General features: G+C 65.7%; 13 protein-coding genes. 4 read left to right on the forward strand and 9 right to left on the reverse strand.

What is annotated here, in order from left to right:
• Positions 1–144 precede the first annotated feature (144 nt).
• From AXW67_RS14180 to AXW67_RS14205, 6 genes are all read right to left on the reverse strand, one after another.
• Positions 145–1398 (reverse strand): M48 family metallopeptidase, encoded by a 1254-nt coding sequence (locus AXW67_RS14180; protein ID WP_063678379.1) that lies wholly within the window; start codon positions 1396–1398, stop codon positions 145–147.
• Positions 1399–1569: 171 nt separating this feature from the next.
• The gene (locus AXW67_RS14185; protein ID WP_063678380.1) at positions 1570–2130 is read right to left on the reverse strand and encodes a LemA family protein; all 561 of its coding nucleotides are present in this window, start codon (positions 2128–2130) and stop codon (positions 1570–1572) included.
• A gap of 145 nt (positions 2131–2275) precedes the next feature.
• Complete coding sequence (locus AXW67_RS14190; protein ID WP_063678381.1) at positions 2276–3253, reverse strand: small ribosomal subunit Rsm22 family protein; 978 nt, start codon at positions 3251–3253, stop codon at positions 2276–2278.
• 217 nt (positions 3254–3470) lie between these two features.
• Positions 3471–6935 carry a chromosome segregation protein SMC gene (gene smc / locus AXW67_RS14195; RefSeq protein WP_063678382.1) on the reverse strand — a complete coding sequence of 1155 codons (3465 nt, stop codon included), beginning with the start codon at positions 6933–6935 and terminating at the stop codon, positions 3471–3473.
• Between the two features lie 230 nt (positions 6936–7165).
• Positions 7166–7837: a DsbA family protein gene (locus AXW67_RS14200; RefSeq protein ID WP_027553820.1), complete on the reverse strand. Its 672-nt coding sequence runs from the start codon at positions 7835–7837 to the stop codon at positions 7166–7168.
• A gap of 129 nt (positions 7838–7966) precedes the next feature.
• Positions 7967–8446 carry a DUF721 domain-containing protein gene (locus AXW67_RS14205; RefSeq protein ID WP_063678383.1) on the reverse strand — a complete coding sequence of 160 codons (480 nt, stop codon included), beginning with the start codon at positions 8444–8446 and terminating at the stop codon, positions 7967–7969.
• 118 nt (positions 8447–8564) lie between these two features.
• Here AXW67_RS14205 and mutY point away from each other — a divergent pair, with 118 nt between their 5' ends.
• Together mutY and AXW67_RS14215 are read left to right on the forward strand one after the other, a co-directional pair.
• Positions 8565–9686: an A/G-specific adenine glycosylase gene (gene mutY / locus AXW67_RS14210; protein WP_063678391.1), complete on the forward strand. Its 1122-nt coding sequence runs from the start codon at positions 8565–8567 to the stop codon at positions 9684–9686.
• 65 nt (positions 9687–9751) lie between these two features.
• Positions 9752–10171: a PaaI family thioesterase gene (locus tag AXW67_RS14215; RefSeq protein ID WP_063678384.1), complete on the forward strand. Its 420-nt coding sequence runs from the start codon at positions 9752–9754 to the stop codon at positions 10169–10171.
• 125 nt (positions 10172–10296) lie between these two features.
• Here AXW67_RS14215 and AXW67_RS40455 read toward each other — a convergent pair whose 3' ends face one another.
• From AXW67_RS40455 to AXW67_RS14225, 3 genes are all read right to left on the reverse strand, one after another.
• The gene (locus AXW67_RS40455; RefSeq protein WP_245283983.1) at positions 10297–10707 is read right to left on the reverse strand and encodes a hypothetical protein; all 411 of its coding nucleotides are present in this window, start codon (positions 10705–10707) and stop codon (positions 10297–10299) included.
• A gap of 8 nt (positions 10708–10715) precedes the next feature.
• Positions 10716–10889 (reverse strand): hypothetical protein, encoded by a 174-nt coding sequence (locus AXW67_RS43170; protein WP_198024753.1) that lies wholly within the window; start codon positions 10887–10889, stop codon positions 10716–10718.
• A gap of 290 nt (positions 10890–11179) precedes the next feature.
• Positions 11180–12460 carry a flavin-dependent oxidoreductase gene (locus tag AXW67_RS14225; protein ID WP_063678386.1) on the reverse strand — a complete coding sequence of 427 codons (1281 nt, stop codon included), beginning with the start codon at positions 12458–12460 and terminating at the stop codon, positions 11180–11182.
• A 125-nt stretch (positions 12461–12585) separates the two neighbouring features.
• On the opposite strand from AXW67_RS14225, the gene AXW67_RS14230 reads away from it, so the two are divergent.
• Positions 12586–13206 (forward strand): glutathione S-transferase family protein, encoded by a 621-nt coding sequence (locus tag AXW67_RS14230; protein ID WP_063678387.1) that lies wholly within the window; start codon positions 12586–12588, stop codon positions 13204–13206.
• A gap of 110 nt (positions 13207–13316) precedes the next feature.
• A partial coding sequence (locus AXW67_RS14235) for an IS481 family transposase (protein WP_082907694.1) occupies positions 13317–14266 on the forward strand: 950 nt, incomplete at its 3' end.

Below are 14266 nucleotides of genomic sequence, written 5' to 3' on the forward strand. Positions count from 1 at the left end.
ATCGACTTTCCAAAGTCTGCTGTTGGGCGCGAACATGGCAGAAACAAGGGAGAATTCAATTCCTTGCCGCTCCAATGCGGCAATTCCCGGGGGTTTTTCCCAATTGCCATGAAACCCGCGACGCTCCCGCAGCAAGTCACGCGCTCAATGACGGCCCCAGGGACCCATAGGAGTCCCCGCCGGATTGCCGAGCACGGTTCCGGAGGGGCTCCGCGCGGGGCCGGCACGATCGGCCGGCTGGCCGGGTTCGTTCCATGGGCCTGTGGGGACGGGCGGCGGGGTGCCCTGCTGGTCGGCTTGGGTCTCGGGGTCTTGGGTCTCGGGGTTTTGGGCCTCGGGCTCTTCGGCCTCGCCGGCGGGCGTCGGCAGCGGGCCGGGATCATGGCCGCCGGCAAACTTGACCAGGGCGTCGACCCGGGACTTGACCGAGGGGTGGGTCGCGAACAGGTCGGCAAACCCCTCGCGGGGATTGTCGACGCAGAGCTCCATCACGGCCGAGGTCGCGCCCGGCAATTCGCCGCGGCCCTCGATCTTGCGCAGCGCCGAGATCATGGCGTCGGGATTTTTCGTCAGCTCCACCGAGCCGGCGTCGGCAAGAAATTCGCGCGAGCGCGACAGTGCGAGCTTGACCACCTGCGACATCAGCCATGCCACCACGATCAGCACCACCGCGATGATGATGACGATCACCGCGCCGCCGCCGGAGCTCTTGCTGTCGCTGCTCGAGGAGGATGAGCGCGACGAGGAGGACGACGAGCCCGACGACCACGAGCCGCCCGAGCCGGAACTCCAGTTGAAGCTCGTGAACAGGCGGAAGAACAACTCGCCGAAGAAGCCGACCACGCCGGCGATGATGACGGCGACGACCATGAGCTGCACGTCGCCGTTCTTGATGTGGGTCAGCTCGTGCCCCAGCACGGCCTCGATCTCCCGATCGTCCAGCGCTTTCAAGAGGCCCGTGGTGACGGTGACCGCATATTGCCGCGGGTTGAGGCCGGTCGCGAATGCGTTCAATGCCGGGCTCTCCATGATCTTCAGCTTCGGCATGGTAATGCCGCGCGAGATGCAGAGATTTTCGAGGAGATTGTAGAGCCGCGGTTCCTCCTGCCGGGTGACGTCGTGGCCGCCAGTCACCGCATCGATCATCGACTGGTGGAAGAAATAGGCGATCACGATCCAGACGACCACCGCGATGGTTGCGACGGGCGAGGCGACGATCAGATCGTGGAAGGCGCGGCTCAGATAGTAGGCGACGGTTTCGTTACTGTTGATGACGACTTCAGCGACCAGCGCGCCGGCATAGACCAGCACGTAGACCAGCATGAACAGGCCGGCGAGCAGCACCATCGAACGAAACTTGTTCGAGGCGATATGCGTGTAGAGACCATACGCGGCCATGGCTGTTTCCGTTAGCTCCTGTCATTCCAGGGTACGCGAACGACGCGAACCCGGAACCTGGAGCTTAGTGTCTCGGTCGTCATTCCGGGTTCGCGTCTTCGACGCGCCCACATTGCGCACTTGCGCAATGTGGAATGATGAAGGTGAGAAAACTCCAGTCGCGCGCGCCAATCAGAACTTCACCTGCGGCGTCGCCTCGACCTCGGTGCGGCTCGCGCCGAGATCGAAGAAATCCTTGCGCGTGAAGCCGAACATGCCGGCGAACAGCGCGGCGGGCATCTGCTGGATGCCGGTGTTGTATTCCTGGACCGCATTGTTGAAGAAGCGGCGGCTCGCCGCGATCTTGTTCTCGAGGTCGGAGAGCTCGCTGGCGAGCTGCTGGAAATTGGCATTGGCCTTGAGGTCGGGATAGGCCTCCGACAGCGCGATCAGCCGGCCGAGCGCGCCGGAGAGCTGGTTCTCGGCCGCGGAGACTTGCGCCGAGCCCTGCGCCGACATCGCCGAGTTGCGCGCCTTGATGACGTCGTCGAGCGTACCGCGCTCATGCGCGGCGTAGCCCTTCACCGTCTCGACCAGATTCGGGATCAAATCGTGGCGCTGCTTGAGCTGCACGTCGATGTCGGCAAAGGCCTGGCTGACGCGCTGGCTCAGCGCCACCAGCCGGTTGTAGGCGCCGAAGGCGAACAGCACGAGGACGACGATAACGCCGAGAACGATCCAGCCGGTCGACATGGAGAACTCCTGAAGGGGATTAAAGGCGGGCAGGGTAAACCAAAATGGCGCCGGACGGCAGGCCGGCGCGCAAGGGAGGCAAAGGGAGGTAAGACTTGGTCGGATGTGGACCCATCCGAGTTCAAGGCAAAAGCGCCGAACGGGGTTAACTTTCGGACATGACGGCGTCGCCCCAGCGCCAGCGCCGGGCGTCCGCATAGGCGGCCTTGTCGCGCCGCGAGACCTTTGTCAGTGCGACACCGCCCTCGGTGCAGAGCTTTGCCGTGATCTCGGCCTTGCCGACATCAGGCGGCGCCAGTATGCGCGAGGCGCGCGCCACGGGCGGTGTGCGGGTCAGGGCGACGTAGATGAACCGCTCGTCCTCGAACGGCACCTCGGCGCCCTTGATCTGCCGGTGCGCCTGGGAGCGCGGCAGACGCTGGGAGAAATGGCACCAGTCGGGCGCTGTCAGTGGACACGGCTTGTCGTGCGGGCAGGGGGCCGCGACAGAGCCGCCGGCCGCGATCAGCTGCTGGCGCAACGCGAGGATGCGCGCATAGCCCGCCGGCGTGCCGGGCTCGATCACGATCAGCGCATGGCGCGCTTTCGCCCACATCGCCTCGGTGAGCGCGCGCTGGTCGCTCTCACCGAGCTCGCCCACGATGTAGCTCGCAATCACGATGTCGGCGGATGAGACCTCGGCGAGGTTGGTGCCGGCATCGCCGGGCAGATAGCGGCAATCCGCCAGTCGTACGCTGTCGCGGGCGAGCTCGAGCGCGAGCCGGCTCAGCGTCGCGTTGGCATCGAGCAGGGTGAAGGCTTGCAGTGATGGAAAGGCCTCCGCGGCGGCCCAGCTCGCGGTGCCCGGGCCTGCGCCAACGTCGAGCAGGGTTTCCGGAGCCAAGTCCGGCGCGATCTCGGTCAGCGCGTTCAGGCTCGCCGCAACCGCGGCATAGGTGGCCGGCATCCGCGCCAGGGCATAGGCGAGCGCATCCGCTTCGGACTTGATCGTGCCCGAGCCGCCGCCGGCGCGATAGGTGCTGGAGATCTGCGACGACCTCCGCGCCGCATCGGTGCGGGAAAAGCCCTGGAGCTTGCCGTCGAGCGCGGCCTTGAGTTCGGGGGGAAGCGTCGGTGAAATCATCTTCCATCGTCACGCCCCGCGCAGGCGGGGCATCCAGTACTCCGAGAGAGCGGACGTCGATCGAGGAGCCGCGGCGTACTGGATCATCCGCCCTCGCGGATGATGACGTCAATCCGTGTGGCGCGAGATTCTCAGGCGCGCAATTGCGCACCATAGTTCTCGCGGAGCCTGTCATCGGGCCGCGCTTCGCGCGGGCCCGGAATGACCGTCAAAATCCTCACGCCACGTTCTGGTCGAGGATCTCCACCGCCTCTTGCAGGCTCACAGACACGAGCTGCGAGACGCCGCGCTCGGCCATGGTGACGCCGAACAGCCGGTTCATCCGCGCCATCGTGATCGGATTGTGCGTGATGATGATGAAGCGCGTGTCGGTCGAGCCGGTCATCTCGTGCAGGAGGTTGCAGTAGCGCTCGACGTTGTGGTCGTCGAGCGGTGCGTCGACTTCGTCCAGCACGCAGATCGGCGAGGGGTTGGTGAGGAACACGGCGAAGATCAGCGCCATGGCGGTCAGCGCCTGCTCGCCGCCCGAGAGCAGCGACAGCGTCTGCGGCTTCTTGCCCGGCGGCTTTGCGATGATCTCGAGGCCGGCCTCCAGCGGGTCGTCGCTCTCGATCAGGTGCAGCGCCGCCTCGCCGCCGCCGAACAGCTCGACGAAGAGGCGCTTGAAGTGGTTGTTGACGACCTCGAACGAGGTCAGGAGCCGCTCGCGCGCTTCCTTGTTGAGGCTCTGGATGCCCTGGCGGAGACGTTTGATGGCTTCGACGAGGTCGTCGCGCTCGGTGACGAGGCCGGTGTGCTGGCCCTCGACTTCGCGCAGCTCTTCCTCGGCGCGCAGGTTGACCGCACCCAGGCGCTCGCGGTCGCGGCGCATCTTTTCGAGATCCTCCTCGATCTCGTGCAGCGGCGGCAGTTCGGCGCCGGGCTCGATCTCGGCAAGGCCCGCGACCGCCTGCGGCTCGACCTCGAGCATGTCGCGGATTTCGCGCTCGATGTCCTCGAGCCGGCGCCGCGCGCCTTCCATGCGCTCCTCGGCGCGCGCGGTCGCCTCACGCGAGCTCGACAGCGCCTCGAGCGTCAATTTCGCGACACGATCGGTCTCCGCCATCGCGGTTTCCGCAGTGGCGAGCGCGTCGGCGGCGATGCGACGATCACTCTCGGCGTATTCGATTTCGGTGATCAGCGCGCTGCGCTTCTCGGCGAACACGGCCGGCGCGTTTTCGAGATCGCTGCGCTCGATCGAGACCTCGGTGATGCGGGCCTGGATGGTGTCGATGTGGGAGGCCGCGCCCTCCTTGCGGTTCTGCCACTCGGTGCGCTCGGCGAGGATCGCCTGCACGCGGCGGTCGGCGAGCTCGGCTTCGCGCGCCAGCGCCTGCGCCTCGGCGCGGACCTGGGCCGCCATGCGGCGATGGCCTTCGATGTCGCTGCGGACCGCGGCGAGCTGGGTCTCGGTGTCCTCGCTCGACGGCAGCTCGGTGATCGCGGCAGCGGCATATTCATGCGCAGCCTCGGCCTCGGCGCGGTCGGCGGCGAGACGGCTGTGTGCTTCCGACAGCGTCGCCTTGCGCGCGGCGTGACGGCTGATCTCGCGCTCGGCCGTGGCATGGCGCTCGCGTGCGGCGTTCAGCTCGCGCTGCGCGGCGCGCCAGGCTTCGCGCGAAGCACCTTCGGTGCTGGCGGCCATCTGCAGTTCGGCCTCGGCATTTTCCAGCGCCTGACGTTTGATCTGGGCGTCGATGCGGGCCTGCTCGAGCTCGTTCTCGATGTCGACGAGACGCGCGCGCTCGGCGAGACGCCGCGCGGCCCCGGTCGGCGCGTGAGCTGCTGCGACAAAGCCGTCCCAGCGCCAGACGTCGCCTTCGGGCGAGACCAGCCGCTGGCCGGTCTTGAGCTGCGAGACCAGCTCGGCGCCGCGCTCGCGCGGCACCACGCCGATCTGCGCCAGACGGCGCGCCAGCTCGGCCGGCGCCTGCACGTGGTCGGCGAGCGGAACGACGCCGTCGGGCAGCGCCGGATCGCCTTCGGTGACGCCGGCATTGGTCCAGCGCATCGGCGCCGACGGATCGACCGGCGCATCGAGATCGTCGCCGAGCGCGGCGCCGATCGCCTTTTCAAAGCCCTTGTCGACGGTGATGCCGTCGATGATCGGCGGCCACAGATTCTTGGTCTCGCCGTTGACGATCTTGGAGATCGTGCGCGCCTCGGTCTCAAGCCGTTGCACGCGCTTGTCGGCCTCATTCAGCGGCGAGCGCGAGGATTCCAGCGTCTGGCGCGCCGCGACGTGTGAAGCTTCGCTCGCCTGCGCCGCGGCTTCGGAAGCCGCAAGCGTCTGTTCCGCGTTCTCGACCGCCGCGGTCAGCTCGTCGAGATCGCCGAACCCGCCGGTCTCCGCCGCGAGCTTCTGCTCTTCCGCCGCGACATTCGCGATCTCCTGGTCGAGCCGGGCGAGCTTGTCGCGGTGCGTGCGGACATTGGCCTCGAGCTGGTTGCGCTTGGCGGTGAGGTCGGCGAGCGAGGTGGTGAGCTCGGAGAAGCGCTGCTCGACTTCGGCGAGCGTCGCCTCGGCTTCGGAGACGCGCTCGTCGACGCCGGAGCGCTTCTCGACCCGCGATTTGATCTCTTCCTTCAGCTCGGCGTCTTCGGCGTCGAGCCGCTGCAGCGCGACGTCGGCGTCCATGGTCTGCTGCTGGGCACGGGAGATGTCGCCTTCGAATTGCGCGAGGCGCCGCTCGAGCTCGGCGACGCGCTCCTTGGCCCGCTCTTCCTCGCGGTCGAGCAGTTCGCGGGCATTGGTCAGCCGCTGCAGCCCGGCTGCGGCGCGCGCTTCCGCGTCGCGCAGCGCCGGCATCTCGGCTGCGCGGATCGCCTGGATGCGGGCGGCTTCCGCCTGGTGCTGGGTGCGCTCCGCCATCTCGCGGACCGCGAGATCATGGGTATGGCCGGAATCGTTGACCTCGGCATGGGCGCCGATCCAGCGCAGATGGAACAGCGTGGCCTCGGACTTGCGGACCTTCGCGGCGACCTCGCGATAGCGCACGGCCTGGCGGGCCTGCTTCTTCAGGCCTTCCATCTGGCCGGAGAGCTGGCCGATCACGTCCTCGACGCGGGTGAGGTTGGTTTCGGCCGCCTTCAGCCGCAGCTCGGCCTCGTGGCGGCGGGCGTGCAGGCCGGCGACGCCGGCGGCGTCTTCCAGCACGCGGCGGCGCTGCTCGGGCTTGGCCTGGATGATCTCGCCGATCTTGCCCTGGTGGACGAGGGCGGGCGAGCGCGCGCCGGTGGCGGCGTCTGCAAACAGGATCTGCACGTCGCGGGCGCGCACGTCGCGGCCGTTGATGCGATAGACCGAACCCGCCTCGCGCTCGATGCGGCGGGAGATTTCCAGAAGCTGGCTGTCGTTCATCGCCGCCGGTGCGGTGCGATCGGCATTGTCGATCGTCATCGTCACTTCGGCGTGGTTGCGCGCCGGGCGGTTGCCGGAGCCTGCGAAGATCACCGCGTCCATGTCGGCGGCGCGCAGCGATTTGTGCGAGGTCTCGCCCATCGCCCAGCGCAGCGCTTCGACGAGGTTCGACTTGCCGCAGCCGTTGGGTCCGACCACGCCGGTCAGGCCGGCCTCGATCACGAAGTCGGTGGGCTCAACGAAGGACTTGAAACCATGAAGGCGCAGGCGGGTGATCTTCATAAACACGCATCTCTGTTGACAGGGTGCGAATCTCCCTGCCGGGACAATACCATAGAAGGCAATGTCGCTGTCTGAACGAGTCGCTCAAGGCGGCTCATGCGGCTGGACAATGGCCGTGCCGCGTCGCGAGGGCAACCTGCGAAACCCGCTTTTCCCAAGGGATTTGTGACGGGAATGATACGGCTAGCGGCGCGCGAATCAGGCTTCGCGCGCGCGAATCAGCTTTCAAATCAGCTCTTGAGCAGCGAGTTGATCTTCTTCGCGAATTCCTCGAACGAGGCTTCGCCCTTGATCTTCTCACCGTTGATGAAGAACGTCGGCGTGGAATCGACCTTCAGCACATCGCTCGCATACTTCTGGTCGGCGGCGATCTTGTCGAGCAACGCCTGGTCCTTCAGGCAGGCCTCGACCTGCTGCTGGGTGAGGCCAGCCTGCTTGCCGATCCGGGCCAAAGTCTCCGTGGTGTTCTTCATCACCCAGTCGCTCTGCTGGCGGAACAGCATGTCGGTCACCGCGAAATATTTCGACGCGTCGCCGTTGGCGATGCAGCGCGACAGCATCGAGCCGGCGGCGGCTTTGATGTCGAGCGGGAACTCGCGGAAGATGTAACGAACCTTGCCGGTGTCGATGTATTCCTTCTTGATCTTCGGAAACACCTGCTCGTTGAAGGCGGCGCAGTGCGGGCAGGTCATCGAGGCGAATTCGGTGATGGTGACGGCGGCGTCCGCCGGGCCCAGCGCCATGTCGGGCAGCGACACTGGCTTGGCCACATCGGCGGCGGTCTGCGCCATTGCTTCAGGGATCATGGCCTCGGAGATGAACCGCAGCGGCGAGAGCCCGGCGAGCGCGGCAAGCCCGGTCAGCGACAGCATCGTGGTGAAGGCGCGGCGGGTGATGATCAAGGTCGGCTCCCGGATTGGCGTGGTCTCGCCCGAGGTTCCTTATCTCAGGCGGCCTGTCGCTAGCTTGAAACGTCGTTTGAGGCAATGGCGAGCCGCAAGGACGGGTCCAGATTGCACGCGCAATAAGGCTCAATTTCGCTTGATTGCGGCCCCCAGGCGCGCCAGCGCTGTCTTCAATTGTTCATCTTCGATGTCGGCGAGGCTTTCCGCCACCTTGGCCACGGCTTTCGGGTCCGGCGGGCCGGGCCGCACCGGGCGCCGGGCCCGCGACAGGGGAGCCTGGCGGAAGGCGAGCTTGCCGACCGCGCTCCAGCCGAAGAAGCGGTTGACCCGTTCCAGGATGACGTCGGCGGAGTGTTGGATTTCCAGCGCCATCGGTCCCTCGACCCGCAGCACCAGCGTCGCCGGCTCCTGCGGCTGGCCCTCAACGGGCCGCGGCCATTGCATCTTGAGCGGCTCGGCATGGGCCGCGATCTCCGGCCCGGCAATCTGCGCCCAGCGCGTCACCAGCTCGCGCGCGGCAAAGCCCTGCTTGGCATAGGCCTCGGCAAAGACGTCGTTGAGGAGGATCGAGAGCGGCTTTGCGCTGATGGGGCCGGGCTTGGACATGGGGGCCTTATAGCACTCCGGAGCGCACGCCACAGGCTTCGCGAAGAAAGACGTGGATGCCCGCGACAAGCGCGGGCATGACGTGGAGAGATCGGCGCGGGCCGGTTACAGTGACAGCATGAGCCCCAAAGTTGCCCTGAAGGCGAAGTCGGAACCGGTTGAACCGAAACGTTTGGCGCGCCCGCTGGCGCTGCTCGCCTGGTACGACCGCCACCGCCGCAGGCTCCCTTGGCGCGCGGCGCCCGGCGAGACGGCGGATCCCTATCGCGTCTGGCTGTCGGAGATCATGCTGCAGCAGACCACGGTGAAGGCCGTCGGGCCCTATTTCGAAAAATTCGTCGTGCGCTGGCCGGACGTCACGGCGCTCGGGCGGGCTTCGCTCGACGACGTGCTGCGGATGTGGGCGGGGCTCGGCTATTATTCGCGCGCACGCAATCTCTACGCCTGCGCGGTCGCGGTGGCGCGCGAGCATGGCGGCGTGTTTCCCGACACCGAGGACGGCCTGCGCGCGCTGCCGGGGATCGGGCCCTACACGGCGGCCGCGATTGCCGCGATCGCCTTCGATCGCCGCACCATGCCGGTCGACGGCAATATCGAGCGGGTGGTGTCGCGGCTCTTTGCAGTTGAAGAAGAGCTCCCGCAGGCAAAGCCAAAGATCCAGCAATTGGCGGCGATGTTGCTCGCCGACTCCCGCGCCGGCGACGAGAAGTCTCGCGCCGGCGACAGCGCGCAGGCGCTGATGGATCTCGGCGCTTCGATCTGCACGCCGAAGAAGCCGGCCTGCTCGTTATGTCCGTTCACCGACGACTGCGTGGCGCGCACGCAAGGCACGCAGGACACATTCCCGCGCAAGGCGCCGAAGAAAAGCGGGACGCTGCGGCAGGGCGCCGCCTTCGTCGTCACGCGCGGTGACGAGCTCCTCGTTCGCACCCGGCCGGAGAAGGGATTGCTCGGCGGGATGACCGAGGTGCCGGGTTCGGATTGGCGCGCCGGCCAGGACGACAAGCTGGCGAAATTGCAGGCGCCGGCGCTGAAGGGGCTTTCGCGCTGGCAGCGCAAGCTGGGCGTCGTCACCCACGTCTTCACGCATTTTCCGCTGGAGCTCGTGGTCTACACCGCCCGGGTCGAGGCCGGCACGCGCGCGCCAGACGGCATGCGCTGGGTGCCGGTCGCCACCCTCGCCGACGAAGCGCTGCCCAACGTCATGCGCAAGGTGATCGCGCACGCATTGGACGGCTAGCTATCCTGCTGACACCAGGCTGTCAGCAGGCCTGCGTTACCAGCGAGCGGCACCGGAGGCTTCGCATGGTCAAGACCGCGCTCGATAATTTTCCCAGACCGCCCTGCGCCAACCTGTTGGGTTGGCGTCTGCTCGATGCTCGTCCGCAAGACGGCTGGATCAGGCTTGCCTTCGAGGGCAGACCTGAGTTCTGCAATCCTGCCGGCTTCATCCAGGGCGGCATGCTCTCGGCCATGCTCGACGACACCATGGGCCCGGCGGTGCTCGTGATGAGCGAGGGCCGGCTGTACACCACCACCATCAGCATGACCGTGAACTTCCTCAGCCCGGCCAAGCCCGGGACGATCATCGGCGAGGCGACGGTGACGCAGCTCGGCAAGACCATCGCCTTCGTCGAGGCCAAGCTGATGGCCGAGGACGGCACCGTGCTCGCGACGGCAACCGCAAGCGAGCGGCTGCTCGAGGCGGCGAGGGTGGTGCTGTAGGTCTCGCCACACACTCCATTTTCCTTTGAGGTGGGCCTGCCGCGCAGCGGCGAGACGAATGACCGAGCAGCAATTCAGAGAGCACGAAGTGCGGCTCGCGCGCTATCGGCTCTTGGAGCGAGAAGTTACTGATCCGCTGGCGCTTGGTCGCGAGTATCGGTCGGTCGCGGGCCTTGCGGACTGGAGATCCTGGCACGCCATCGTGCTTCAAAGGTGTCAAAGTCCCTCAGTGCCAGCGCTTGTGCATCCAATGGATTGCCGGGTTTGCTAGGCGCTATGACCGCGCCTGCAGCGTCTCCGCGAGATTCGGTTTCGGGGGACTCTGAAGGCCATTCCAGCAATGATTTCGAAAGCATGGGCTTGCCCACGTACCAGCATTTTCGTCCGTCGATGAGACGATAGGACCACCACTCCCCTTGCGGATTTTGCGGCATTGCAGCGCGGCATTGTTGCTTGGCATGCACGCTCGTCATTTCGAGCAACGAGAGCGCAGCAGTGCAAATGATCAAAGCAAACGATGGAAGCGGTTTGCTCATGGGCGCGCTCAACTGCCGTGTTGCTGCAATCGACTTACAGCAACGATCAAGGCGGGGCGTTCGAGAACTTCCACCAACTTCTCAAGGATATGCGCATTATCCTTGGGCCAGGGCTGAAGGTATTCTTCCAATATGAGTTGCGCTTCGCTTATCGCTTGCAGGGCCAATTGCTGATCAGTCATCGCTGCTTACTCATCAATCAAATGTGGCGAAGAGATTAGAAGAAAGTAATCAAGTCAGCTTTTAGGAATATCCCCGCTGTTGTCTTTCACTTTTTGTTTCAAGTTCGGGGCCGCGGTGGCACGCTGCCTCGATCAGTGTGTGCAGACAGCCAAGCGCAGGCCGCCGCCTCGATCTTCCTTATCCTGGCCAAGCATCACGATCTTGAGCACGTCATCCGGCAATAGCCGTTGCAGCGCTTTCGCGTCATCCCGTGGTGCGCGCATCCGGCGTCAGTGCCTCTCCAGAAGCCTCAGACACCCGCGCGCTTCGCGTCTGCGCTGACGATCGGCGGCTTGGCGTTCAGCGCCTCGACCTGGAAGCCGGCAACGCGCTTGTAGTTCGCGGCGATGTCCTCCAGCTCCTGCTGCGACAGCACATCAGTGACGATGCCGTAGCCCTCCGGCGCGCGCTCCTCGACGAGCTGCATCACCTGCTCGGGGCCGTTCTTGCGGTTGAGCAGGACGAGGTCGGTGGTCGCCGGCCGGCGCTCGGCTTCATAGGCAAGCAGCGCAGCCTGCGTCGGCCCATGCGCCAAAATCTCGCGGGTGATGACGCGGGCATCGAGGATCGCCTGCGAGGCGCCGTTCGATCCGATCGGATACATCGGATGGGCGGCATCGCCCATCAGCGTGACGCGGCCAAATGTCCATTGCGACACCGGATCGCGATCGACCAGCGGATATTCGTAGGCGTGCGGGCAGTTTCGGATCAGGCCGGGCACGTCGAGCCAGTCGAACTGCCAGCTCTCGAACCAGGGCAAGAACTCTTCCAGTCGCGCGGTGCGGTTATAGTCCTCGCGCCGCCACTGATAGGTCGGCGGCATGTGGCGCTCGGCGACCCAGTTGATCTGATGGTTGCCGGACGCGTCCGGCTGCTTGGTGATGGGGTAGCAGACGAATTTCAGGATCTCATGGCCCGCCATGATCATGGTGCGGCCGGTGAGGAAGGCCTTGGCCGGTGTCACGCCGCGCCAGAGGATGCGGCCGTTCCAGATCGGCGGTCCTTCCTGCGGGTAGAGCTTTTCTCGCACGGCGGAATGGATGCCGTCGGCGGCGATCAGGATCGCGCCTTCGTAAGTGCCTGCGGCCTTGCCGGTCGCCTTGTCGATGAAGTCGGCACGCACGCCAGCGGCGGTCTCGCTCCAGCCGGTCAGATGATGGCTGGTGAGGATGTTGTCGCGGCCGAGCCGTTCGATCGCGGTGTCGAGCAGGAGTTGCTGCAGGATGCCGCGATGGATCGAGAATTGCGGCCATCTGTAGCCGGCCTCCAATCCGCGCGGCTCGCTCCAGATCGGCTTGCCGTGCTTGGAGAAGTAGGCGAGCTCGCGGGTGCGCACGCCGCTGGCATCGAGCTTGTCCATCAGTCCGAGCTCGATCAGCTCGCGCACGGCATGCGGCAGCACGTTGATGCCGACGCCGAGCGGGCGCAGCTCGGCCACGCTCTCGAACACTTTTGCGGGAACGCCGATCTGGTGCAGGCTGAGCGCAAGCGTCAGCCCGCCGATGCCGCCACCGGCGATGAGTACGGTCATGACAAAATCCCTCCGATTGGCGGCGTCTTCGCACGGTGAGGCGGCCGTGGGCAACTGCGAAGAGAGCCCTATGGACGGCGCTGCATGCGGCCGTTAACGTCCGGCTTTCCCCCACGAGGTCCGACATGTTCAAGCTCTACTACGCCCCCGGCACCTGCGCGCTCGCCACCTATATCGCCCTGGAAGAGGCCGGGGCCGACTACACGGCCGAACGGCTGAACTTCAAGGCCAACCAGCAGAACAGCCCGGACTATCTCGCGATCAACCCGAAGGCCCGCGTGCCGGCGCTGGTGACCGATCGCGGCGTGCTGACCGAGACGCCGGCGATGCTCGCCTACATCGCGCAAACCTTTCCCAAGGCCAGGCTCGCGCCGCTCGACGATCCCTTTGCGTTCGCGCAGGCGCAGTCGTTCAATTCCTATCTCTGCTCCACCGTGCACGTGGCGCATGCCCACAAGATGCGCGGCGCGCGCTGGGCGACGGAAGAGAGCTCGTTCGTCGACATGAAGCAGATGATCCCGAAGACCATGGGCGCCTGCTTCTCGCTGATCGAGCAGAAGATGTTCAAAGGGCCGTGGGTGATGGGCGAGCAGTACACGATCTGCGATCCCTATCTCCACACGCTGTCGCTCTGGCTCGAAGGCGACAGCGTCGACATCAACGCGACGCCGAAGGTCGCGGATCATTTCAAGCGCATGTCCGACCGCCCCGCGGTACGCAAGGTGATGGACGCGCAGAAGGCGTGAAGTGCTGGATCGTAGGGTGGGTTAGCTTTGGTGTCTCAGGAGGTTGTCCATCTGGTCTGAACCGAGGAAGCTGAGGTTGCGAAGCTTCAACGTTTCCACGGAGAGACCAGATGAACGTCCACAAGAATGCGCCTTTGACGCCCACAGGTCGAGAGGCGATGGTGCGAGGCGTGGTCGAGGACGGACTGAGCCAGGCTGCCGCGGCTGACCAGTTCAACACGACACCGAAAACGGTAGCCAAATGGGTCGAGCGGTTCCGCGCAGCAGGTGTCGAGGGATTGCGTGATCGTTCCTCCAGACCCCTTTCATCGCCAAGCCAAACCCCGCGGGCCACGTGCGAGGCCGTCGAGGCGTTGCGCCGGCAGCGCCACACCGGCAAGCAGATCGCAGCCGAGGTTGGGCTGTCACGGGCCACCGTCAGCCGCATACTCCGCCGCCTGGGATTAAGCCGGACACGCGATCTGGAGCCGGCCGAGCCGGTGCGCCGCTACGAGCGCGAGCAGCCCGGCGAGCTGATCCATATCGACATCAAGAAGCTCGGCAGGTTCGTCAGACCCGGCCACCGCATCACGCACGATCGTCAGAAGGGTGAAAGCCGCGGCGCCGGCCACGAGTTCGTCCACGTGGCGATCGACGATGCATCGCGCCTGGCCTTCTCCCAGATCCGGCGTGATCAGAAAAAGGAAAGTGCCATCGCCTTCCTCAGGGAAGCCGTCGCTTACTACCGCAGCCTCGGTATGAAGGTCACCGGCATCATGACCGACAATGGCTCTTGCTACCGTGCCAAGGCCTTCGCCAGAGCGTGCGGGAAGCTCGGCCTCAGGCACATCTTCACCAGACCATATCGGCCCCAAACAAACGGCAAGGCCGAACGCTTCATCCAGACAGCGCTGCGCGAGTGGGCTTACGCTCGCTCCTACGACACCTCAGACCAGCGCGCCAAAAACCTGCCAATCTGGCTTCAGCACTACAACTGGCATCGCCCACACGGTAGTTTGCAAGCCAAACCACCCATCAGCCGCCTCCGTCTCCCGGAGGACGACCTGTTGAGATTCCACAG

The organism is Bradyrhizobium neotropicale, assembly GCF_001641695.1.
Taxonomy (GTDB): domain Bacteria; phylum Pseudomonadota; class Alphaproteobacteria; order Rhizobiales; family Xanthobacteraceae; genus Bradyrhizobium; species Bradyrhizobium neotropicale.

Coding starts and splice junctions, on each gene's coding strand:
- AXW67_RS40455 (WP_245283983.1), bottom strand. CDS start 10,707: ATGAGCAAACCGCTTCCATCGTTTGCTTTGATCATTTGCACTGCTGCG.
- AXW67_RS14185 (WP_063678380.1), bottom strand. CDS start 2,130: ATGTCGACCGGCTGGATCGTTCTCGGCGTTATCGTCGTCCTCGTGCTG.
- AXW67_RS14190 (WP_063678381.1), bottom strand. CDS start 3,253: ATGATTTCACCGACGCTTCCCCCCGAACTCAAGGCCGCGCTCGACGGC.
- AXW67_RS14225 (WP_063678386.1), bottom strand. CDS start 12,460: ATGACCGTACTCATCGCCGGTGGCGGCATCGGCGGGCTGACGCTTGCG.
- AXW67_RS43170 (WP_198024753.1), bottom strand. CDS start 10,889: ATGACTGATCAGCAATTGGCCCTGCAAGCGATAAGCGAAGCGCAACTC.
- AXW67_RS14180 (WP_063678379.1), bottom strand. CDS start 1,398: ATGGCCGCGTATGGTCTCTACACGCATATCGCCTCGAACAAGTTTCGT.
- mutY (WP_063678391.1), top strand. CDS start 8,565: ATGAGCCCCAAAGTTGCCCTGAAGGCGAAGTCGGAACCGGTTGAACCG.
- smc (WP_063678382.1), bottom strand. CDS start 6,935: ATGAAGATCACCCGCCTGCGCCTTCATGGTTTCAAGTCCTTCGTTGAG.
- AXW67_RS14215 (WP_063678384.1), top strand. CDS start 9,752: ATGGTCAAGACCGCGCTCGATAATTTTCCCAGACCGCCCTGCGCCAAC.
- AXW67_RS14230 (WP_063678387.1), top strand. CDS start 12,586: ATGTTCAAGCTCTACTACGCCCCCGGCACCTGCGCGCTCGCCACCTAT.
- AXW67_RS14205 (WP_063678383.1), bottom strand. CDS start 8,446: ATGTCCAAGCCCGGCCCCATCAGCGCAAAGCCGCTCTCGATCCTCCTC.